The 22,195-nt window shown below is 61.5% G+C and carries 19 protein-coding genes and 1 pseudogene; 10 read left to right on the top strand and 10 right to left on the bottom strand.

Features of this window, described 5'->3' with window-relative positions:
* Nucleotides 1-221: 221 nt before the first annotated feature.
* A complete protein-coding gene (gene metC, locus AB1781_01385; GenBank protein ID MEW5703230.1) occupies nucleotides 222-1,385 on the bottom strand; it encodes a cystathionine beta-lyase in 1,164 nt (387 codons plus the stop codon).
* A 61-nt stretch (nucleotides 1,386-1,446) separates the two neighbouring features.
* Nucleotides 1,447-2,187 carry a TerC family protein gene (locus AB1781_01390; protein ID MEW5703231.1) on the bottom strand — a complete coding sequence of 247 codons (741 nt, stop codon included), beginning with the start codon at nucleotides 2,185-2,187 and terminating at the stop codon, nucleotides 1,447-1,449.
* A gap of 123 nt (nucleotides 2,188-2,310) precedes the next feature.
* On the opposite strand from AB1781_01390, the gene AB1781_01395 reads away from it, so the two are divergent.
* Nucleotides 2,311-3,528: a dicarboxylate/amino acid:cation symporter gene (locus AB1781_01395; protein MEW5703232.1), complete on the top strand. Its 1,218-nt coding sequence runs from the start codon at nucleotides 2,311-2,313 to the stop codon at nucleotides 3,526-3,528.
* On the opposite strand, the gene sseA is transcribed toward AB1781_01395, so the two are convergent.
* The 4 genes from sseA to bioD are packed head-to-tail and all read right to left on the bottom strand — an operon-like array spanning nucleotide 3,525 to nucleotide 6,817.
* The gene (gene sseA, locus AB1781_01400; GenBank protein MEW5703233.1) at nucleotides 3,525-4,382 is read right to left on the bottom strand and encodes a 3-mercaptopyruvate sulfurtransferase; all 858 of its coding nucleotides are present in this window, start codon (nucleotides 4,380-4,382) and stop codon (nucleotides 3,525-3,527) included. The two genes, AB1781_01395 and sseA, sit on opposite strands and share 4 nt — an antisense overlap.
* 34 nt (nucleotides 4,383-4,416) lie before the next feature.
* The gene (locus tag AB1781_01405; GenBank protein ID MEW5703234.1) at nucleotides 4,417-5,415 is read right to left on the bottom strand and encodes a cysteine synthase A; all 999 of its coding nucleotides are present in this window, start codon (nucleotides 5,413-5,415) and stop codon (nucleotides 4,417-4,419) included.
* Nucleotides 5,416-5,450: 35 nt separating this feature from the next.
* Nucleotides 5,451-6,107: an NUDIX domain-containing protein gene (locus AB1781_01410; protein ID MEW5703235.1), complete on the bottom strand. Its 657-nt coding sequence runs from the start codon at nucleotides 6,105-6,107 to the stop codon at nucleotides 5,451-5,453.
* The gene (gene bioD, locus AB1781_01415) at nucleotides 6,104-6,817 is read right to left on the bottom strand and encodes a dethiobiotin synthase (protein ID MEW5703236.1); all 714 of its coding nucleotides are present in this window, start codon (nucleotides 6,815-6,817) and stop codon (nucleotides 6,104-6,106) included. Before bioD ends, AB1781_01410 begins: the two co-directional genes overlap by 4 nt.
* A gap of 154 nt (nucleotides 6,818-6,971) precedes the next feature.
* Here bioD and AB1781_01420 point away from each other — a divergent pair, with 154 nt between their 5' ends.
* The 5 genes and pseudogenes from AB1781_01420 (at nucleotide 6,972) to AB1781_01440 (ending at nucleotide 12,876) form a co-directional block, all read left to right on the top strand.
* Nucleotides 6,972-8,012: a Gfo/Idh/MocA family oxidoreductase gene (locus AB1781_01420; protein MEW5703237.1), complete on the top strand. Its 1,041-nt coding sequence runs from the start codon at nucleotides 6,972-6,974 to the stop codon at nucleotides 8,010-8,012.
* A gap of 74 nt (nucleotides 8,013-8,086) precedes the next feature.
* Entirely contained in the window at nucleotides 8,087-8,626 is a 540-nt protein-coding gene (locus AB1781_01425; protein ID MEW5703238.1) for an ester cyclase, read from the top strand.
* A 50-nt stretch (nucleotides 8,627-8,676) separates the two neighbouring features.
* The gene (locus AB1781_01430) at nucleotides 8,677-10,482 is read left to right on the top strand and encodes an acyl-CoA dehydrogenase family protein (GenBank protein ID MEW5703239.1); all 1,806 of its coding nucleotides are present in this window, start codon (nucleotides 8,677-8,679) and stop codon (nucleotides 10,480-10,482) included.
* 70 nt (nucleotides 10,483-10,552) lie between these two features.
* Nucleotides 10,553-11,548 (top strand): annotated as a pseudogene (gene bioB, locus AB1781_01435) (biotin synthase BioB).
* 53 nt (nucleotides 11,549-11,601) lie between these two features.
* Nucleotides 11,602-12,876, top strand: coding sequence for an adenosylmethionine--8-amino-7-oxononanoate transaminase (locus AB1781_01440; protein MEW5703240.1), 1,275 nt, complete (start codon nucleotides 11,602-11,604; stop codon nucleotides 12,874-12,876).
* Between the two features lie 58 nt (nucleotides 12,877-12,934).
* Here AB1781_01440 and AB1781_01445 read toward each other — a convergent pair whose 3' ends face one another.
* A complete protein-coding gene (locus tag AB1781_01445; GenBank protein ID MEW5703241.1) occupies nucleotides 12,935-14,035 on the bottom strand; it encodes an alpha/beta hydrolase in 1,101 nt (366 codons plus the stop codon).
* A 208-nt stretch (nucleotides 14,036-14,243) separates the two neighbouring features.
* Here AB1781_01445 and purU point away from each other — a divergent pair, with 208 nt between their 5' ends.
* The 4 genes from purU to AB1781_01465 all read left to right on the top strand — a co-directional run bounded on the left by purU (nucleotide 14,244) and on the right by AB1781_01465 (nucleotide 17,824).
* Nucleotides 14,244-15,113 carry a formyltetrahydrofolate deformylase gene (gene purU, locus AB1781_01450; GenBank protein ID MEW5703242.1) on the top strand — a complete coding sequence of 290 codons (870 nt, stop codon included), beginning with the start codon at nucleotides 14,244-14,246 and terminating at the stop codon, nucleotides 15,111-15,113.
* Nucleotides 15,114-15,192: 79 nt separating this feature from the next.
* A complete protein-coding gene (locus AB1781_01455; protein ID MEW5703243.1) occupies nucleotides 15,193-16,392 on the top strand; it encodes an acyl-CoA dehydrogenase family protein in 1,200 nt (399 codons plus the stop codon).
* Nucleotides 16,383-17,414, top strand: coding sequence for a phosphotransferase family protein (locus tag AB1781_01460; protein ID MEW5703244.1), 1,032 nt, complete (start codon nucleotides 16,383-16,385; stop codon nucleotides 17,412-17,414). The genes AB1781_01455 and AB1781_01460 overlap by 10 nt, the downstream gene beginning before the upstream one ends.
* Nucleotides 17,414-17,824: a DUF6285 domain-containing protein gene (locus AB1781_01465; GenBank protein MEW5703245.1), complete on the top strand. Its 411-nt coding sequence runs from the start codon at nucleotides 17,414-17,416 to the stop codon at nucleotides 17,822-17,824. Before AB1781_01460 ends, AB1781_01465 begins: the two co-directional genes overlap by 1 nt.
* Before the next feature lie 247 nt (nucleotides 17,825-18,071).
* On the opposite strand, the gene AB1781_01470 is transcribed toward AB1781_01465, so the two are convergent.
* From AB1781_01470 to AB1781_01480, 3 genes are read right to left on the bottom strand one after another with little or no spacing between them, the layout of a single operon-like run.
* Nucleotides 18,072-19,772 carry a methylmalonyl-CoA mutase family protein gene (locus tag AB1781_01470; protein MEW5703246.1) on the bottom strand — a complete coding sequence of 567 codons (1,701 nt, stop codon included), beginning with the start codon at nucleotides 19,770-19,772 and terminating at the stop codon, nucleotides 18,072-18,074.
* 3 nt (nucleotides 19,773-19,775) lie between these two features.
* A complete protein-coding gene (gene meaB / locus AB1781_01475) occupies nucleotides 19,776-20,741 on the bottom strand; it encodes a methylmalonyl Co-A mutase-associated GTPase MeaB (protein MEW5703247.1) in 966 nt (321 codons plus the stop codon).
* Nucleotides 20,742-20,745: 4 nt separating this feature from the next.
* Nucleotides 20,746-22,182 carry an AMP-binding protein gene (locus AB1781_01480; protein ID MEW5703248.1) on the bottom strand — a complete coding sequence of 479 codons (1,437 nt, stop codon included), beginning with the start codon at nucleotides 22,180-22,182 and terminating at the stop codon, nucleotides 20,746-20,748.
* Nucleotides 22,183-22,195 lie beyond the last annotated feature (13 nt).

A 22,195-nucleotide genomic window follows, 5' to 3' on the forward strand; every position in this document is an offset into this window, starting at 1 on the left:
TCCCATTTGTTTCGGCCACCTTGAAAAGCCCAACACGGTCCGCATCGTTCCTTACGTTGCTTGTCGCCCCTTGCGGGCAACCTCGCCACCGAAGGCAAAAAAAGATGTAGGCCCCGATAAATAGCCGCTTTTCCCCAAACTTTCAACAGGCTGGTCGAATCTCCAGCCTCAGCTCGGCATTTTCTTGCCGCCTTTTCCGCCATCTGTAACCGCTTTGATTTTCATCTGGCGGCGTTCATCCGCTTGAACCCTTCGTTCAAGTCCTGGATCAAGTCGTCCGGGTCTTCGAGGCCGGCATGGATGCGGAGGGTGGGCCCGGCCTTCCACGTCGTCGCCGTCCGGATTTTTTCCGGGTGGATGGGCAGGATCAAGCTTTCATAACCGCCCCAGCTGTAGCCCATGGCGAAAAGCTTCATGTGGTCGAGCATGGCGGCGATCGCCTTCTTCGGAAACTCCTTCAACGCGAAGGAAAAAAGACCAGGTGCGCCGGTAAAGTCGCGTTGCCAGATGGCGTGGCCGGGGTCGCCCGCGAGGGCGGGGTAGAGAATGCGCGCCACCTCCGGCCGTTCTTGCAGCCACGCGCAGAGCTTGAGCGCGGTTTCCCGGTGGCGGTCGAGACGGACCCGAAGCGTGCGCAGGCCGCGAAGGGCCAGGAAACATTCCTCCGGGCCCGAGCAAGCGCCGAGATTCGCCGTCGTTTGCCGGATCGTCGCGTAGTGTTCTTTGCTTACCGTGATGACGCCGAGCATGGCGTCGGCGTGGCCGACGATGTATTTCGTCGCCGCCTGGATCGAGACGTCCACCCCGTGCGCGAAGGGCTTGAAATAAAGCGGCGTCGCCCAGCTGTTGTCCAGAATGACGACGGCCCCTTTTTCATGGGCCGCGCGCGCGATGGCGGGGATGTCCTGGACCTCGAAGGTAAGCGAGCCCGGTGATTCGACGAAGACGACCTTCGTGTTCGGTTTCAGAAAGTTTTTGATGCTTGCCCCGATGCCAGGGTCGTAATAGGTCGTCTCGACGCCATAGCGCTTCAACAACATGTCGCAAAAGTGTCGGGTCGGGCCGTAGACGCTGTCGGTGACCAGGACGTGATCGCCCGCCTTGAGGAAAGCCAGCAGCGACGCGGCAATCGCCGCCAGGCCGGAGGCCATGGCGATGGCGCGGTCGCCGCCTTCGATCTCGGCCACCGCTTCTTCCAGCGCAAACGTCGTCGGCGTGCCGTGCCGGCCGTAAAAAACGCCTTCGAAGGGGTGCTTGTCGAAGCGCTCAAGGGCCTCGACGGAAGGGAAGGTGACGGTCGAGGCACGGTAGATCGGTGGGTTGACGATCCCGAAGTTTTCCTCCGGTTTCCGTCCGGCGTTGACGATCCGCGTGTCTTCTCTCATCGGAAAGCCCCGTCCGTTCTTCCAGCAACAGGCTTAAAGAGTGCAGCGGGCAGGGTCAAGGTCATGGCTTTTTTATCCCGGCAAGTCGCCGCCGGCGTCGCTGCGCGGCTACCAGGTTCAGAGTCTCGACGGAAAGCGAGAAGGCAACGGCGAAATAGAGATAGCCCTTTGGAATCTCGAAATGCATGGCATCCGCCACCAGGGTCATGCCGATCAGCAGCAGGAAACTCATCGCCAGCATCTTGATCGTCGGGAAGCGGCGGACGAACTCGCTGACGGTGTTGGCAAGCAGAATCATTACGCCGATCGCGATGACGACAGCCGCAACGATCACCGCGAGATGCTTGGTCAGGCCGATGGCGGTGAGGATCGAATCGAAGGAGAAAACCAGGTCGAGCAGCGCGATTTGCCCGATGACGGCGAAGAAGTTTGGTTTTGCCGAGGCGCGTCCCATTTCTTCTGTCTCATCGCCTTCGACGGTTGCGTGAATTTCCCGCGTGCCCTTCTGCAGCAGAAAGAGGCCGCCGGCCAGGAGAATTAGGTCGCGCCAGGAAACCACGTGACCGTAAAGTTCAAAGAGCGGCTTTGTTAAACCGATGATCCACACCACGCCGATCAAAAGCGCAATCCGTAGAGCCAACGCCAGCCCGAGGCCAAGCAGGCGCGCCTTGGGGCGCTGGTCTTCCGGAAGCCGTTCCGTGATGACGCTTAAGAAAATCAGGTTATCGATCCCGAGGATGATCTCGAGAAAGGTAAGCGTCAAAAATCCGATCCAGAGATGCGGGTCCATTACCCATTCCATGGCTTAACCTCCTTTGCCTCCTTTGCGGAACGGCGCGATGCTAGCACACTTGGTCCGAAGCGTTGCCGGGTGATAGGGTTTATGCCCTCAAAAGGAGGCCCCCTCAAATTGAGGAAAACCCCCATGCCGCATTCCCACGCCATCGTCTTGCTGCTTTTGATCGTGCTCGGTGTTGTCGCGGGCGGTGTCGGCGGCTGGGTCTGGGGGGAGGCAATGCTTGGCGTCGCCTGGATCGGCGAGCTTTTTCTCAACGCGCTTAAGATGCTGATCATTCCCTTGATCATCGCCGCCGTGATCAGCGGCGTCGCATCCTTGGGCGACATCCGAAAATTGGGCCGCCTCGGTGGGATCACGGTCTTTTACTTCTTTTGCACGACGGGGATTGCCGTAGCGATCGGCCTTCTTCTCGTCAATCTCATCCAACCCGGCGCCGGTCTTGCCTTCACGGCGCCGGAACTGCCCGCGGCGATCGCGGCAAAAACGGAAGTGGGCCTTACGGACATTCTGCTTTCCCTCGTCTCGCCCAATTTGATTGCATCCGCCGCCGAGACCCAGCTTCTTCCCCTTATCCTTTTTTCGGTCTTGCTTTCCGCGGCGCTGACGACGCTGGGGCCGGCCGGCGAGCATGTCATCGGGCTTTTCAACGGGTTGAATGAGGCGTTGATGAAGCTCGTGGTCTGGCTCATGTACCTGGCGCCGGTCGGCATCTTCGCGCTGGTCGCCTCGCGGCTCGGACAGGCCGGGGGCGGGGAGGCCTTCCTCGGCCAGATTGCGGCTGTCGGCCTCTATGTAGCGACGGTCTTGAGCGGTCTTACCCTGCACTTTTTCGTACTGGTCGGCGTTCTCGTCGTTTTGGGCGGACGTGGCGGGGCTTATCTGGTCGGTCTGTTGCGGGCCCTTTTCACGGCCTTCGGCACGGCGAGTTCGTCGGCGACGCTGCCGCTCACGATGGAAGGCGCCCGCGAGCAGGGGGTGAACGAAAAGGCCGTCCGTTTCGTGCTGCCCCTGGGCAGCACGGTGAACATGAACGGCACCGCTCTTTACGAAGCCGCCGCCGCCCTCTTTATCGCCCAGGCCTATGGCATCGAGCTCGGCCTCGGGGCCCAGGCCGTCGTCTTCATTACGGCGACGCTGGCCGCCATCGGGGCAGCCGGAATCCCGGAAGCGGGGCTTGTCACCATGGTGATCGTGCTAACGGCGGTGGGCTTGCCGATCGAAGGGGTGGGCCTTCTGCTGACCGTCGATTGGTTTCTCGACCGTTTCCGCACGGCCGTGAACGTCTGGGGGGATGCGGTGGGTGCTGCCGTCGTGCACCGCTTCTTGCCTGATCACGGCCCTTAAGCCGAGATCTCGATCGGCAGATCGTCCCGGCTTCCCCATTCGGACCACGAACCGTCATAGACGGGCACGTTCTCGATTCCGAGCAGATAGAGCCCAAGCGCCACGACGCCGGCCGTTACCCCGGACCCGCAGCTTGTCACGATGGGCCTCGAGAGATCGATCCCGGCCTCGGCGAATTTCTGCCGGAGGCGTTCGGGTGGCAGCACCGTTTTTTCCTTGGGGTCTAGGATGTCCGGGTAGGGCAGGTTGATGCTTTTCGGGATATGGCCGGCGCGCAGGCCGGGCCGCGCCTCCGGTACCTGGCCCGCGTAACGTGCGGCGCTGCGGGTGTCTACAAGCTGCTCGCGCCCGCTTTCGATGTTGGCGAGAACTTGCTCGGTGTTTCGCACCAGGAAATTGTTCACCCGCGGCGTGAAGTGCCGCTTGTTTGGCTCGACCGGACGGTCGTCGACCGGACGGCCCTCACGGATCCATTTCGGCAAGCCGCCATCCAGCACGGCGACGTCCCGGTGACCGAAGACGCGGAACATCCACCACACGCGGGCGACGCTGACCAGGCCGGCGGCGTCGTAGACGATGATGCGGCTGCCATCACCAAGGCCGAGCGCGCCGACGCGGCTTGCGAATTTTTCCGGCGAAGGCAGCATGTTCGGGTAGGGGCTTCCGGTGTCCGCGATCTCGCCGATATCGAAGAAGACGGCGCCCGGGATATGCCTCTTGCGGTAGGCCTCTTTCGGGTCGAGGTTGGCGTCGGGAAGCTGGTTGGTGCCGTCCACGATCCGGATATCGGGGGCGTGGAGATGCTCGGCCAGCCAGGCCGTGCTAACCAAGGCGTCCGACTTGACGTAACTCATGAAAAATACCTCTCAACCATCTGATTCAAATAAATTATAACCAATATGGAGCCGGCAGCTTCTTGGCCCGCAGGAAGTCGGGGTTGAAGAGCTTGCTTTGATAGCGCGCCCCAGAATCCGTGATCAAGGTTACAATTCGATGGCCGGGGCCAAGTTTTCTCGCCACCTTCATCGCCGCCACGATGTTGATGCCCGAGGAGCCTCCAATCAAGAGTCCTTCCTTTTTGACGAGGTCGAAGATCAGGGGAAGCGCTTCCTGGTCGGTGACGCGAAGCCAGTCGTCGATCGGCGCCCCTTCGAGATTTTTCGTGATCCGGCCCTGGCCTATGCCTTCCGTGATCGATTCGCCCTCCGATTTGAGTTCGCCATGGTCATAGTAGCTGAATAGGGCGGACCCCATGGGGTCCGCCAGCACGATCCGGATCTTTTTGTCGCGTTCCTTCAGCGCCAGGCCGACCCCGGCCAGCGTGCCGCCGGTACCGACCGCGCAGGTAAAGGCATCGATCCGGCCTTCCGTCTGCTCCCAGATTTCCAGTCCGGTCGTCCGATAGTGGCCGTCCCGGTTGGCTATGTTGTCGAATTGGTTCGCCCAGATCGCTCCGTTCGGCTCCTTCTCGGCCAGTACCCTGGCCAGCCGCTCGGAGGCGGGCACGTAGTTATTCTGGTTCGCGTAAGGCACGGCCGGGGCCAGGTGGACTTCCGCCCCGCACATCCGCAGCATCTCGATCTTTTCCTTGCTTTGGGTCTCGGGCATGACGATGACCGTGCGGTAGCCAAGGGCGTTGCCGACCAGCGCCAGCCCGATCCCGGTGTTGCCGGCCGTGCCCTCGACGATGACGCCACCCGGTTTTAGAAGGCCGCGCGTCTCGGCGTCCCGCACGATGAAAAGCGCCGTCCGGTCCTTGACCGAGCCGCCGGGGTTGAGAAATTCCGCCTTGGCCAGGATTTCACAGCCGGTTGCCTCCGACGGGCCCCTGAGACGGAGAAGTGGCGTGTTTCCGATGGTGTTGAGCAATCCGTCCCGGATATCCATGCTGTGTCCACGCTTTTCCAGAATTCGGGCCTAGACTATCGGCCGGGCTTGCCCGGAATCAAGACGTTGTCCTCGATCCGCCGTGGTGCCCAAAGCGCGCGCACGGCATCCAGGTGAAGGGCCAGCCATTGCAGGGCGATGATCGTCATCGAGTTCCGTATACACCGCGCTTCCAGGCGCCGCATCGCCTCTTCGCGGGGTAGCACGAGAACGCGAATGTCTTCGTTCTCGTCGGCCAGCCCATGAATGCCGCCGGCATCCTCGAGGTCCATCCGCCCGCAGAAAAGCGTCATCGTCTCCGAGGTGCCGCCGGGGCTTACCAGGTAATCGGCGATCGGGATCAGGTCCTTGACCTCGCAGCCGGCTTCCTCGACCGCCTCGCGGCGGACGACGGCTTCGGGCGTCTCATCCTCCTCGATGATGCCGGCGACGATTTCGGTGACCCAGGAAGGGTAGCCGGCGACATGGGCGCCGATACGGAATTGCTCGATCAGCAGCACTTCGTCGCGGTCGGGGTCGAAGCCGAGTACGCCGGCGGCGTGTCCGCGCTCGAAAACTTCCCGCTTGATCTCGCCGCTCCAGCCGCCTTCGTGAAGCTCGTGGCGAAGGGAATAGGAATCGACGCGGAAATAGCCCTGAAAGACGATCGCCTTTTTCCGGATCTCGACTCGTGGCTTCTTCTCTTCGGTCATTGGCGGTCCGGCTTCGGTGTCTGTAGAAACAGCGGCGTCACAAGGTCGGGCGCTTCCCGCCAGGCCGCCAGGCCCTCGGCCAAGCGGGGAAGGGCCAGCACGGGCTGGCGGGGAAGGAAGCTCGCCAGGGTTTCGATGGTGTCCGAGAGCGCCACCGGCTGGTGGGCCGATTCGCTGACGACGACGGCGGCGATCTTCGCGCCGCCCCGTTCAAGCGCCAGCGCCGCCGTCAACGCATGGTTGAGACTGCCCAAATAGCTGCCGACGACGAGAATAACCGGGTAGCCGAGGGCCTGGATCCAGTCGAGGACGGTCTTCTTGTCCGTCAATGGCACCATGACGCCGCCGATTCCTTCGACAAAGAGGAAATCCGGCGGCTGGTCGCCGGAAAGCGGCGTGGTTTTGGAAAAATCGACCAATTTTTCGAAATCGATCGCCCGCTCTTCGCGTTTTGCCGCGAGGTGGGGTGAAATGGGATCCCGGAACCGCCACGGCGAGATGGCCACGATCCGTTCGGCTGCCGCGGCCACCCCAAGACTTTCGAGAAGAATGGCGCTGTCGCAGTTCTTGTCCCCGACGGAAAAGCCGGTGACGATCGGTTTCAGAAGCTCGACCCGGAACCCGTGTTCGCGCAGTTGTCGGGCGAAAAGGGCGGCGATGAAGGTTTTGCCGACGTCGGTGCCGGAAGAGGTGATAAAAAAAGATTGCATGGGAAATATTTCCGCCCATCTGATCCGGCCACCGGGGTCGCTGCCTGATGTAGCCAGCGATGGGTAAGGGAGTCAACGTGGCGCGGTGGGCGCGCTTTCGCTATGGCGCCGATACGCCACGGGATATAGGCTGGAAAAAACGCAAAGGAATTACATGGAAAAACTGCGAACCGCGGTCATCGGGGTTGGGTATTTTGGCAAGTTTCACGCCGAGAAATATTCGCGTCTTGCGCGATCGGCGTTTACGGCCGTCGCCGACGTCGAACACGATCGCGCCAAGGGTCTCGCCGGGAAATACGGCGTCGAGGCCGTTTCCGATTACAAAGACCTGCTGGGGCGGGTGGACGCCGTCAGCGTCGCCGTTCCGACGCCGCTCCATTACGAGGTCGCGAAGGCGTTTCTTTCGCACGGCGCCCACGTTCTGCTGGAAAAGCCGATTACGCAAAGTCTCGCGCAGGCCGATGAGCTGATCCGGCTGGCGTCGGAAAAGAAGCGGGTTCTTCAAGTCGGGCATCTCGAACGGTTTTCGGCAAGCCGTCTCGGGCTCGAAGGGGCTATCCGCGACCCGCTCTTTATCGAATGCAACCGCATCGCGTCTTTCAAATCGCGGGGGACCGACGTCAGCGTCACGCTCGATCTGATGATCCATGACATCGACATGATCCAATGTTTTGTGAAGGCGCCGGTGGTGGCCGTCGATGCGGCAGGCGCGCCGGTTTTTTCTTCCGAGGAGGACATCGCGAATGCCCGTCTGCATTTCGAGAACGGTTGCATCGCGAACGTGACGGCCAGCCGCATCAGCATGAAAAACGAACGCAAGATGCGCATCTTTCAGCACGACGCCTATATCATGATCGACTTCGTGAATAAAAAGGTGCTGATCGCCCGCAAGGGAAAAGGGGAAATGCTGCCCGGCGTCCCCAAAATTGACGTGGAGGAGCACACCTACGAAGAGGACGATATCCTCGAGCGGGAGATCGATGCCTTCCTGCAATCGGCGGCGGAAGGAAAACCGCCGCTTGTCAGTGGCGAAGATGGCCGGCGGGCGCTGGAAACGGCGCTGATGATCAACGAAAGCCTCCGGCAGCATTCCGGCCGAAACCCAGCCTTTGCGCTGGGCGCACCCGAAGCGAACGAGAAACGCCGCGAAACCGCCGGTTTTTCAGGGCTTGGCAAGGGTGCCGGGCGGCTTTGACATCGGCCGCCGCCGCCGCCAGAATAAAATCCGGTTTACGCGAAAATCTATAAAACAGGGGGGAGATAGGGGAAATGATCCGAACCCAGACCCGAGCGGTCCGCAAAGGCATGCCAACGATTTTTCTTGTCGCGCTACTTGCGATTTCGGCCATGGTTTTGGCGGGGTGCGAGCCGGGCACGGACGCTGCCGCGGTGAAGAAAGCGGAAGCAGCCTTCGATAAATGGCAGGGGGGCTGGAACACCCATAACCTTGACCTTCTCATGGAAGCGGTTGGTAGCCTGGAGGAATACCGGGACGTCACCCTTGCTCAGCCAATCGGCAAGGAAGATTTCCGGAAGCACGCCGAGGGCTTTCTCGTGGCGATGCCGGACGTGAATTTCAGCCTCGATGAAGTCACCATCACGCCGGACGGCAAGAAGATTTTCTGGCGCTGGACATGGACAGGCACGTTTACGGGCCCCTTGGGCGAAACGCCGCCGACCGGCAACAAAGTGGAAAAACTCACGGGCATTGATCTGCTCTACCTTGAAGACGGCAAGATCAAGAAGGTCAATATTTACTGGGATCAGCTCAACCTTTTGACCCAGATGGGATTGATGCCGGCACAGTAAGCTTCGTCCGGCGGGCGGAGAAGCCGGCGTATGTCCGAACGCAGGTGAACATGGCCAAAACAGGCGCCGCATCGCCAGGCGCAAGTTCCGAACATGCCATCGGCAAGGTGGAGATCCCAGACCTTGACGCGACCGGCTATGGGCTCGGCGCCGAACGCGTGCCTGGGTCCTTGCGGAACGCCAATTACTTTCGCCTCGATCCCGGCATGCGCAGAAGACTTAGGCTTTATCTAAGTCCGGAGGAGGGCGCTTGGGCCGAGCCTTTGCTGGACGAATTCGGTGCCCTTTGCGGCGGGCCGCTGGCCGAGCTGGCGGCGACCGCCAACAAGAACCCGCCCGTTCTCCAACAATACAACGAGCGCGGCGAGCGCGTGGACGCGATTGTCCTTCACCCCAGCTACGCGGAGATGTGCCGGCTTGCGTACGGCTTCGGGCTTTCGCAGATGAATCACCTGCCGGCCTTCCGGGGTCGGAAGGCAACGCCTAGCCGGCTGGTCAAGGCGATGGCGGGGACGCTTTTCGCCACGGCCGAGCAGGGGCTTTACTGCCCGATCTTCATGACGGACTGCCTGATCGGCATGCTTCGCGCCCACGCCTCGCAGGAAATACAGGCGAAGTTCCTGCCCAAATTCCTTTCCCTCGATCCGGACCACCTTTACCAGGGCGCCATCCTGATGACGGAAAAGTTCGGCGGCTCCGACGTCGGCGCCACCAAGACGAAAGCCGTCCAGGTGGATGGCGTGTGGCGGCTTTACGGAGACAAATGGTTCTGCAGCAACGCGAACGCCGATCTTTTCAGCACGCTTGCGCGCTATGACGATTCCGTTTCCGGCACGAAGGGTCTCGGCCTGTTCATCGTTCCGAAAATGCTGGACGACGGCCGCCGCAACGCTATCCGGGTGAACCGACTCAAGGACAAGCTCGGTACCCGCTCGATGGCGTCGGGCGAGTTCACCTTCGACGGCGCCGTCGCTTACCCGGTCGGTTCCCTGGAGAAGGGCTTCAAGATTCTCTGCACCATGCTGAACACCTCGCGCCTCGGCACGGCGACGATGGCGACCGGCGCCATGCGCCGCGCGCTGATCGAAGCGCTTCATTTTGCGCGAAGCCGCAAGACCTTCGGCCAGGCGCTTCATTGCCACGGCATGGTGCGGCGGGCGATCGTGGACGCTTGCGTCGAGACGGAAGGGGCGTCGGCCCTTCTCGCTTTTGCCTATTCGTTGTTCGACCGTTGCGACCGCGCCTCGTCGAATGCTCGTCTCGCGAAGCTATTGCGGATAGTGACGACCCTGGCCAAGCTCAACAATTCGGCAAAGGGGGTCGAGGTCGCCTCCGAGTGTCTGCAGGTTCTGGGCGGCGTCGGTTATATCGAGGACCGCGAGTCGGCGCGCATTTACCGGGACGCGCTTGTCCATCCGATCTGGGAGGGGACGACGAACATGCTGGCGCTCGACGTGCTGCGCGCGATCGAGAAGGAAGGGGCGGACGGCGCGCTTTCGGCGGAAATGGAAAAGATGGCGGGCAACCTCTCCCGGAACGAGACGCGTTCCATCTTCGAGCCGCTGCGGAAGGGCATGGACGAAACGCTGGCAGCTCTTCGCGAAAGCCTGCAGGGGGAAAAGGTGGCGCGGGAATACCACACCTATGGGCGTGCCTTCGAGCTTGCCGCCGAGGTTTCGGGCCTTGTCCTGCTGAACGAGGCCGAAGCCCGCCTGGTCGAGGAAAACGACGCCGGCGGCCTCGACCTTGCCAAAGCCTATCTCTGGAAACGGCGCCCCGCTTTCATGGCGCGGCTTTATGGAGAGGACGATCGCTTCGCGGTGGCGGACGGGCTGGTCCGGCGCCTATTTTCGTGAGCTTTGTGAAAAAATTGGTATAGTCGGCCCACTTGCGTTACCGGCGTTTTGTCATACGGATGATCCAAGAATGAGCGTGCATTCCTCTCAAGCCCTTGTGGAAAAGGTGGCGGAACGGTCCGACCGCGACGCCCTTCGGCACGACTGGAAAGTCGAGGAAATCCTTTCTTTTTTTGATCTTCCCTTCAACGATCTCCTGTTCGAGGCCCATCAAGTGCACCGGCGCCATTTCAACCCGAACACGGTGCAGATCAGCACGCTTCTCAGCATCAAGACCGGCGGCTGCCCGGAGGATTGCAAGTATTGTTCGCAAAGCGCGCGCTACCACACCGGGCTTGAAGCGGAAAAACTTCTGAAGGTAGATGAGGTCATTGCCGAGGCTAAAAAAGCGAAGGCGGCCGGCGCGACGCGCTTTTGCATGGGGGCGGCGTGGCGCAACCCGAAGGATCGCGACCTTCCCATCGTTCTAGACATGATCGGCGCCGTGAAGAAGATGGGCCTCGAGACTTGCGCGACGCTCGGCATGCTGACGGCGGAGCAGGCGACGGCGCTGAAAGAAGGCGGTCTCGATTACTACAACCACAACGTGGACACCTCGGAAGAATTCTACGGCGAGGTTATCACCACGCGGACCTATGGGGATCGCCTCGACACCCTGACGAGCGTGCGGGCCGCCGGCCTCAAGGTGTGCGCCGGGGGCATCGTTGGCATGGGCGAGGCAAGGCGGGACCGCGTCGGCATGTTGATGACGCTGGCGAACCTCCCGGAGCACCCGGAAAGCGTGCCGATCAATCTCCTGATCCGAATTCCCGGCACGCCGCTTGAAGCCTCCGGGAATTTTGACGCCGTCGAATTCGTGCGCACGATCGCCGTCGCCCGTCTTCTCATGCCGCGTTCCGTTGTTCGCCTGTCGGCCGGCCGCGAGCACATGGCGGACGAGATGCAGGCCCTTTGTTTCTTCGCGGGCGCGAACTCGATCTTCTACGGCGAAAAATTACTCACCGCCGGAAACCCGGAAACGGCCGACGATCGTGCCCTTTTCGAACGCCTCGGCCTGAAGGGCGAAGCGCCACCTGCGTGTCTTCGCGAACATTCCAATTGATAACGGACACGCCGCCGGTGGAAGCGGGGCGGCATCCGGAACATCTCTGGCTGCCATACACGCAAATGGCTTTGGCGCCACCGCCCCTTATGGCGGTGGCGACGGAAGGGGTGCGCATCCGCCTGCGGGACGGCCGCGAGCTTATCGACGGCACTTCCTCTTGGTGGACGGCCTGTCACGGCTATAACCATCCCCATATCCGCGACGCCCTCGTCCACCAACTGGGGACCCTGCCGCACGTCATGTTCGGCGGGTTGATTCACGAACCGGCCGCCCGCCTTGCCGACCGCCTGGTCAACGTCCTGCCGGCCGGGCTCGAGCGCGTCTTTTTTTCCGACTCGGGCTCCGTCGCCATCGAGGTCGCGCTCAAGCTTGCCGTTCAGTACTGGACGAACCGGGGCGAGAAGGGGCGGTCACGCTTCCTGGCCTTCCGGCGCGGCTATCATGGCGACACGCTGGGCGCGATGGCGGTTTCGGACCCGGCAACCGGCTTTCATGACCGCAGCCGCTTCGGCAGTTATGTTCCAGAGCATTTCTTCCTAGACGTTCCCGGCAACGGGGAAGAGAAGGCTGGCTTCGAGGCGTTTCTGGGCGCGCACGCAAGCGAGATCGCCGGTGTCATTCTCGAGCCGCTGGTCCAGGCGGCCGGCGGCATGAAATTCCATACCGGCGAAAGCGTGCGGTGGATAGCTAAGGCCTGCGCCCGCTTCGGCGTTCTTTTCATTGCCGACGAGATCGCAACGGGGTTCGGCCGCACCGGGCGGCTTTTTGCCTGCCAGGAGGCGGGCGTCACGCCGGATATCCTGTGCCTCTCGAAGGCGCTTACCGGCGGTACGCTGGCGCTGGCGGCAACCGTTGCAAGTGGGGCCGTGTTCGAGGCGTTCGCCGGGACGGACGTTGGGCACGCCTTCCATCACGGGCCGACCTTCATGGCGAACCCCTTGGCGTGCGCGGCGGCGAACGCCTCCCTCGACCTTTTCGAGCGCGAGCCGAGACTCGAACAGGTGGCGGCGATCGAAAAACAGCTCAAGAAGGAGCTTGCCCCCTGTCGCGCGCTTCCCGGCGTCGTCGATGTTCGGGTGAAAGGTGCTATCGGCGTCGTTCAGCTTGAACGGATCGAGGACGCCTATGGGTTGTGCCACCGTTTCGTCGAGGAAGGGGTTTGGGTCCGTCCCTTTGGCGACATGATCTACCTCATGCCCCCCTTCGTGATCGGGCCGGAAGACTTGCACCGTCTGACCGGCGCCGTCGTGAAGGTGGCGGGGGAATGGGCGGAAGGGAACGAAGCTTAAAAAAACCCCCGGCAGCGAACGCCGCCGGGGGCTCTCGAAGCGTCGCCTTAAGCGGCTCTTAAGCGGTCAGGAAGGCCTTCTTCAGGCGGTCGTTGACGAGGTCGGGCTTCTCCCACATCAGGAAGTGGCCACCATCCGGCACGTATTCCATTGTGTAATTGTTGTACCAAAGTGGCACGTCGTCCGACCAGACGGACGGCACGACCGGGTCACCCATGCCCCAGAGGAAGGTCGTCCGCAGGTCCGAGATCGTGTGGTCCAGCGGTGTCCACGGGTTGCTCGTGATGGAAAGATTCGCCCGGTAAAAGTTGAAGCCGCCGTGGATATTCCCCGGCTTCACGAAGTTGTCCGTGAGAATTTCCATCTCCTCGTCCGTTATCAGGTTCTTGTTGTAGGACCAGTGCGAGAAGAAGTGCTTGAAGTAAAGCTTGGTCGCCTTACGGCTGGAGGAGACGACGTCAACCGCCATGTCGAGTTGGTGGAACTGCGAATACCACGATTCCGGGAAGTGCGGGACGCTTAAGTAGCGCGGACCGAAGCCGGGAACGATGGGGTCGATGATGCAGGCTTTCTCCACCCGGTTCCGGTACTTGCGGACGAATTTATGGGCGACGACGGAAGCGTAGTCGTGGCCGACGATGAAAGCCTTGTCGATCTTCAGAGCGTCCATCAACTGGGCGTAATCTTCGACGACGTTGTTCAGATGGTAGAGCTGGACGTTCTTGAGATCGGGCTTTTCCGTGTCGCCATAGCCCCGCATGTCGGGCACGATGACGTCGAAATGCTTGGCGAGTTCGCCGATGTTCTTGTGCCATTCCCACCAGAAGCCCGGCCAGCCGTGCCACAGCATCAGCACCGGCCCCTTGCCCTCGCGGACGTAATGCATCTTGATGTTTTTCAACTGTACGGTGTGGTGCTTGAAGTCCGCCGGTTTTCGGATCGACGAAGCGGCGTACGCCTTTGAAATAAGACCATCCCCCTTAAGCCCTTGGAAAGGAAGGTTGGCACCGATAAAGGCGCCGGCGGTGGCGAGACCGGCGCGCTGGAGAAAGTGGCGGCGGCCGGCGTTCGAGATGCGGTCGAGCAAGCTGGCGTCTGCGAGGTCGCTGGCGGGCGCCCCCCCTTCGGCCAACCCGCGTGTGCGCTTCGTCTTGTGCATGGTGTTCCTCCCCTAGGGACATCGGGTTGCGAGGGAGGCCGGTCGGTTTCATTCTTCTTGCCCCCTCCGAGATGAAAATAACCAATTTTCTCCATCCTGAGAACCAGATTCCATACTTGGTGGTTCTGGCTTTAAAAGTTGACAATCAGAGCCTTAGCAGCGTTCCTTGATGAAGTTTAAATGCCCGAGTCACGGCAGGGGAAATGGCATGGCCGCCGATATCGGTAAAGAACGCTATATTCTCACAATTACCTGCCCGGATCGTACCGGCATCGTTGCGGCCGTCGCCGGCTTTCTCGCCAAGCAGGATTGCTTCATTGCCGAATCCTCCCACTTCGGCGACATGGTGACCGGCCAGTTCTTCATGCGCACGGTGTACTTGCGCGGGTCGGAAAGCCCGCCGCAGGCGACATTGATCGAGCAATTTTCCGCAATCGCCGGTCCCTTCCGGATGGATTGGGCCGTCTATGATGAAAAAGTGCGCCCGCGCGTCCTCATTCTGGTCTCGAAGCTTGACCACTGTTTAAACGACCTTCTCTACCGTTATCGAATCGGCGCCCTGCGAATGGAAATCGCAGCGATCGTCTCGAATCATCCGGACTTGGCCGATCTTGTGGCATGGCACCGGCTTCCCTTTCATCACCTTCCGGTCACGCGGGAGACGAAGTCCGAGCAGGAAGCGAAGATTCTGGCGCTGGTTGACAGCCATCAGGCGGAGCTCGTCATCCTTGCCCGCTACATGCAGGTCCTAAGCCCGGCGTTCTGCGAAAAACTGCCGGGGCGCATCATCAACATCCACCATTCCTTCCTGCCGGGGTTCAAAGGCGCAAAGCCCTACCGCCAGGCCCACGCCCGCGGCGTGAAGCTGATTGGCGCCACCGCCCATTACGTGACGGCCGACCTTGATGAAGGGCCGATCATCGAGCAGGAAGTCGAACGCGTTGATCACGCCGACACGATCGAGGAATTCGTCCATATCGGCCGCGACATCGAGTGCGTCGTGCTGGCGCGCGCTGTCCGCCACCACCTCGAGCGGCGTGTTCTCCTTTATGGGAAGAAGACCGTCGTCTTCCGCTGACGGCGAGAGGAAACGCCATCCCGCTCCCATAAAGCCGCAAGATAAGGTAGGTTTTCCGCATCATCCGAAGGGGCTGTCAGTGGTCGATTTCACCCTCTCCCCGGAAGTCCGGGATTTTCAGGCACGCGTTCGCCGCTTCGTCGCGGAACGGGTTCTGCCGCTCGAGACGGACCCGGCCTCCTTCGACGCGCACGAAAACATCGCCGAGGGCCCGCTCGAACGGTTGCGCCGGGAAGCCAAGCGCGAGGGTCTTTGGGCGCTCCAGATGCCGAAGGAAAGGGGTGGCCAGGGCTTTGGCATGGTCGGCTTGGCCATCCTTTATGAAGAAATGGCGCGCTCAATCTTTGGGCCGGTCATCTTCAATGCGGCCGCTCCCGACGACGGTAACATGCTTCTTTTGAACAAGGTTGGAACAGAGGCGCAAAAGGCGCGCTGGTTGCAACCGATCGTGGACGGCGAGGCGCGTTCGGCCTTCGCGATGACGGAACCGACCCCGGGCGCCGGCTCCGACCCCGGCGCCATGCAAACCCGGGCGACGAAGGAAGGCGCGAAATGGGTCGTCCGCGGGCGGAAGTGGTTCATAACAGGGGCGGGGGTCGCCAAGCATTTTATCCTTGTTGCCCGCACCTCGGACGATTCGAAAAAGGGGCTCACCGCCTTTCTCTTTCATGGCGATCAGCCGGGCTGGGAGATCGTCCGCCGGATTCCCATTCTGGGACCGGAGGAACATGGCGGGCATTGCGAGCTTCGCTTCGACGGACTCAAAATTGCCGACGAGGACCGCCTGCTCGCAGTGGGCGATGGGCTGAAAGTCACGCAAATCCGTTTGGGCCGGGCGCGGCTTACGCACTGTATGCGCTGGCTTGGGATGGCGAAGCGGGCGATGGAGATCGCCAGTGCGCACGTTCAGGCGCGCGAAAGTTTCGGTTCGAAATTGGCCGATCACGAAGGGGTGCAGTGGATGATGGGCGAGGCGGCGAAGGAGATCGCCGTCGGCCGGCTGTTGACGCTTCACGCCGCCTGGAAGCTGGACCAGGGGGATTTTGCCCGCAAGGAAGTCTCGATGGCGAAGATCCAGGTGGCGGATACCCTACACAAGGCGGTGGATACAGCGCTTCAGCTTTGTGGCGCGAAGGGCTATTCGAAGGATCTGCCGCTGGAGTGGATGTACCGCTATGCCCGTCAGGCGCGTCTCGTTGACGGCGCCTCCGAGGTGCACAAGATGGTGCTGGCCCGGTTCCTTTTCCGTGAGGGGGCGGCGTTCTGGTCGTGGGAGTGACGGCGGACGCCAACCACCGGCGGCTGGAAGATTTTCTGGCCTCGGCCGCCGATGCCGCCGCGGTCACGGTCCTGGCGTTGACGCCGCTTGCGGGTGGTGCCATCCAGGAAAACTGGCGCCTCGACGTCCGGCTTACGGGCGGTCCTTATGAAGGCGAGCGGGCCTGGGTGCTGCGCGCCACGGCACCCGCCAGGCTTCCCGACAGTCATTCCCGGGCAGAGGAATTCGCCCTTCTCAAGGCGGCCAAGGCGGCCGGCGTCACGGTGCCGGCGCCGCTTTTCCTGTGCCGGGATGCCGGCGTGTTCGGGCGGGATTTCTTCGTTATGGAACGCCTGCCGGGGGTGGCGGCTGGCTACCGCCTGGTGCGGGAGACCTCCCTCGACGGCGAGGGGCTTCTCCAGCAGTTGGGCACGGAACTCGGGCGCCTTCATGCCATCCGCCCGCCGCGCGAAGATCTTGCCTTCCTCGGCGCGCCGGACCCTTGGCCGGCGCGGGCGACGGCCCGCCGCATGGGGGAAGCGCTTAAAGCGCTTCCCGGCCTCCATCCCGTCCTCGAATGGGCGCTCCGTTGGCTTGACCTCGAAGCGCCGTCGCCGCAGGCCCTTGTCCTCGGCCATCGCGATTTCCGCACCGGCAATTACCTGGTGGCGGAAGGGGCGCTGACCGGTCTTCTCGACTGGGAATTCGCGAATTGGAGCGATCCCATGGAGGATATCGGCTGGCTCTGCGCCAAGTGTTGGCGGTTTGGCGCCGATGCGCGCGAAGCGGGCGGCATTGGCCCGCGCGAGCCCTTCTATCGCGCCTATGAGGAGGCTTCCGGCTTTCGTATCGATGCCGCCGCCGTTCCTTACTGGGAGGTCATGGCCCATGTGCGCTGGGCGGTCATCGCGTTGCAGCAGTGCGAGCGGCATTTGAGCGGTGAACTGCCCTCTCTTGAGCTTGCGCTCACCGGCCGGCTTGCGGCAGAGATGGAGTTGGAGATACTGGCGCTCATCGAGCGGCGGGAAAAGGGGGTGGCTTGATGCAGGACCGTCCCGACTCGGCCGGGCTTCTGGAAGCGGCGCTCGCGATCTATCGGCGCGAGCTTCTGCCGGAAATCCCGCCAGCCAAGCGTTACCTTGCCCTCATGGTGGCGAACGCTATGGGGATCGTGGCCCGCGATCTGGCGACGGAAGAGGAATCGCTTCGTGAAGAATGCAGGCGACTTCAAGGACTTGTTGGAATTTCTTTACCTGAAATTCAAGATTGCAAAACGCCCCGTCAGGAAGCGGAGGCGCTGAATCGCCGCCTGGTAGCGGCGATTCGCGAAGGGACATACGATGCCCCGAGCGCCGATCGCGAGAAACTGAAAGCCCACCTTCTTGCGACGACCCGTGAGAAGCTCCGCGCCAGCAACCCGAAATGCGTGACGGGAGAAGGGAAAAGCGAGTAGCGGGGGAAAATGCCAGGCCGAACGTCAACCGCGGGATCGTCCCTCGTTCAGAATCCGACCGGGAACTTAGCGCCCGGCGACTTCAAGATTCGGCAAATGCCGATTCCGCGGCCTAAAAAAGGCCGGTTTCTCGTTCGCAACCTCTGTCTTTTGTGAAACGCCGCCTAAGCAAGAAAAGGCGGCGACGAAAAACCGGCCGGGAAGAAATCCCCGGCCGGTTGGTTGTTTTTGCGCGGCAGTAGGTTGCCTAAAAGACCGGAGTTTCCCGGTAGGTTCCCCAAAGCTTCTTCAGGGTTTCGACGATGTCGCCCATCGAAGCCCCCGCCTTCACAAGCTCGATCGTGACTGGCATGATGTTCTTCGATTCGTCCTTGGCGATCTCAACGAGTTCCTTCAGCAACTTTTCAACCTTCGCGTTGTCCCGCGTCTTGCGGACGTGGTTGAGCCGCCCGATTTGCCGTTCGGCGGTCGATGGATCGTGAGGGTGCAACTCAATGTCGAACTTCTCGTCCTTTTCGGCGAATCGGTTGACGCCGATCAAGGGGTATTCGCCGCTTGCCTTCTTTATCGCCGTTTCGTAAGCGAAATCGGCAATCTGGCGCTGGAACCAGCCTTCCTCGATCAGTTTGACCGTCCCGCCGCGCTCCTCCACGTCGTCGAGGATGCGGAAAATTTCCTTTTCGAACTTGGTGGTCAGGTTTTCGACGAAATAGGACCCGCCCAAGGGATCGATGACTTGAGTCACGTTGGATTCCTCGGCGATGATCTGCTGGGTGCGGAGCGCGATCTTCATCGCCTCTTCCGTGGGGATGGCGAAAGCCTCGTCCATGCCGTTCGTGTGCAGGCTTTGGGCGCCGCCCAGGACGGCGGACAAGGCCTGCAACGCAGTGCGGATGACATTGACTTTGTATTGGGGTTTCGTCAGCGTCGCCGCCGCCGTTTGGCAGTGGAAGCGCAGCCGCATCGACTCCGGCTTTTTGGCGCCGAAGCGTTCCTTCATGATCTTTGCATAAACCCGGCGCGCTGCCCGGAACTTGGCAATTTCCTCGAAGAAGTCCCGCTGGCAGACGAAGAAGAACGCAAGCCTCGGCGCGAACTCGTCCACATCCAAGCCGGTTTTCGTCACTTCCTCCACGTAGGAAATCGTGTTCGCCATCGTGAAGGCGATCTCTTGAAGCGGCGAGGAGCCGGCTTCCGAGATGTGATAGCCGGAAATGTTGATCGGATTGAAGCGCTTCATGTTTTCGGCGCAGAAGGTGATGCAATCGCGGACAAGGCGCACGCTGGGGCGGATCGGGTAAATCCATTCCTTCTGAGCCATGTATTCCTTGAGAATGTCCGCCTGGACCGTGCCGGAAAGCCGGTGCGGATCATAGCCCCGCTTCTCGCCGAGCGCGTAATACATGGCGAGCAGTATCCACGCCGAGGGGTTGATCGTCATGGAGACGGAGATGTTTTCGAGGTCGATGTCGGCGTAAAGCGCCTCCATGTCGGCGAGCGTGTCGATGGCGACGCCCTCGCGGCCGACCTCGCCGATGCTCATCGGGTGGTCCGAGTCGTAACCCATGAGGGTCGGCATATCGAAGTCGGTCGAAATGCCGGTCTGGCCCTGGGCGATCAGGTATTTGAATCGCTTGTTGGTGTCCTCGGCGATGCCGAAGCCGGCGATCTGACGCATCGTCCAGGTGCGGCCACGGTACATGGTGGGGTAGGGGCCGCGGGTAAAGGGGTACTGGCCGGGAAGGCCGATGTCCTCGAGCGGGGTGTCCTGCACGTCGAGCGCCGTGTAGACGCGTTGCACCGGCAGGTTCCCGAAGGTGTAAAACTCTTCCTTCTGCTCCGGCTGGCGCTTGAGGAAGGACGCCAGTTCTTCCTTCTCCCACTCCTTTACTTGCTGCTCGAGCTGCTCGCGCGCCATGTTGTCCAAGGCCTGCTTTTCGTTAATCATGTCCTATTCCTCCATGCGGATCTCGGTGAGGAGATCTTGTGCCGCTGCGTACGGGGTCGTTTCATGCGCCATCATCCGTTTTATCAAGGCCGAAACTTTGCCGTCCCGGTGTTTCTGGAACTCGTCGCGTAAAAGTTCTTCGGCTGTCTTCAGCATGCGCCGTTCGGCGATTTGCCGCTTCCGTTCGGTGATCTCGCCCGACGATTCAAGGGCTTGTCGATGGCGTTTGATTGCCTTGACCAATTCGTCGATGCCTTCGATCTTCAGGGCGCTCGTCGCGATCACCGGAACCTGCCAGTTCGAAGCCTTCGCAACCGACAGGCCCAAGGTCATCATGCCTTTCAAATCGGAAATCGTCTTATTCGCGTCCGACCGGTCGCACTTGCTGACGACGTGAATGTCCGCGATTTCAAGGACACCGGCTTTGATCGCCTGGATGTCGTCGCCAAGGCCGGGGGCGGAGACGACGATCGTCGTATGCGCCGCCTGCACGATGTCCACCTCGTCCTGGCCCACCCCCACCGTCTCGATCAGGATGAGATCGAAGCCGGCGGCGTCCAGAATGTCGACCGCGTCCATCGTGGCCCGTGCCAGCCCGCCGAGATTGCCTCGCGTCGCCATGCTGCGAATAAAGACTCCCTTGTCGCCGGCAAGTTCGCTCATCCGGATGCGGTCACCAAGGATGGCGCCGCCGGAGAAGGGGCTGGAGGGATCGATGGCGATGACGGCGACCTTGCTGCCGGATTGGCGGATGGTTGCAATAAGCTTTCCCATGAGGGTCGACTTGCCGCTGCCGGGAACGCCGGTAATGCCGACGATGTGGGCCTTGCCGGTGTGGCGATAGATTTTGGCCAGAGCCGGCCGGCATTCCTCCTGACCGGCTTCCGCGCGCGTGATCATGCGGGCGACCGCCACGGTGTCGGCGGCCAGCACCTTTTCGACAAGCTCTTGGGAGGGGACAGCGCTCATCGGTTCATGATCCGCCCGATATTTTCTGCTGCATTTCCTGGAAGACCTTGCGGTCGTCGATCACTCGGCGGGCCTTGAAGTCCGTCCGCGGAATCGAATTCAGGGGCACGACCTCGACCTTCGTGCGCACGCCGAGGGTGCGCTGCAAGTTTTCGGCGATCTTGGTTCGGAAGGCGCCGAGGGCTTGTTCGCCGCGGTCGTGGACTTCCGGCAGGGCTTCCACGCGGACGAGCAGCTCGTCCATGGAGCCTTCGCGGCTTACGATGATGCGGTGTTCGCCGCCATAGCCTGCGGTCTTGTTGAGAATGGCATCGATTTCGCTTGGGTAGATGTTCTCTCCGCGAATCGTGAACTGATCGTCGATGCGGCCGAAAATGCCGTGCGGCAGGTGCGGGTAGGTCCGGCCGCAAGGTGCCGGGCCGTCGTACCGCCATTCCGTCAGATCGCCGGACAGCAGGCGGATCATCGGCTGCGAGGTGCGTTCGAGGTGCGTGTAGACGGGCGTTCCCTTCTGGCCGAAAGGCACCCGCCGGAAGGTGTTCGGATCGCACACTTCGCTATAGACGATGTCCTGCCACAACAGCATGCCTTCCGGGGTGCCCGCCGTGCCGGCGCAGTTCATCCACGGCGACATTTCCGCCATCGAGCCGGAGTCATAGACGTTTGCCCCATACAGCTCTTTGATCCTGTCGCGCACCCCCGGAATGGAAGCGCCCGGTTCGCCGGAAAAGAACAGGCACTTCAAGCCGAATTGTCTCGGGTCGAGCCCTTCGTCATGGGCAACCTCGGCCAGGTGCAGCGCGAAGGAAGGCGTGCCGTAAAAGGCGCTTGGCTTCATCTGGTTGAGCCAGTGGGCGGCGCGCGCGCTCATGCCGGCTGCCCCGGCGCCGAAGGGGAAGGCCTTCGCCCGCAGCCGCTCGGCCCCGATCAAGGCGCCCCACGAACCCAGGTAAAGGCTGAAGATGGCGGCGACGAAAATCATGTCGCCGGGGCGCATGCCCATGCCGTACATGATCCGCGCGTGGGCGTTTGCGATGGCGTCCCAGTCGCCGCGGCTGATGGCAAAGACAGTGGGCGTGCCGGTGGTTCCGGAGGTGCCGTGGATGTGGTGGATATCGGATTCCGGGATGCACAAATAATCGCCGAATTTCGGCGCCCGCGCCTGCGCTTCGCGCAGGTCCTTTTTCGTCACCACCGGCACCTTGTCCTCGAAGTCCTCGAGGGATTTCAGTTGATCGGGATGAAAGCCAGCCTCGTCCCACTTCCGTTTGTAGAAGGGGGATTTTTCATAGGCGTAGCGGGTGACGGCCTTGAGGCGTTCGAGGATCGCCTTCTCGCGGTCTCCGGGCGGCATCGTCTCGCGCTTCGGAAACCAGTAGGGGGAAGACGAATCCGGCAAATAGTCGGGATCGAATTTCGGTGGAAACGACCAGTATTCCATGTCCATGACGGCT

The organism is Pseudomonadota bacterium (assembly GCA_040752895.1).
In the GTDB taxonomy this organism is placed as follows: domain Bacteria; phylum Pseudomonadota; class Alphaproteobacteria.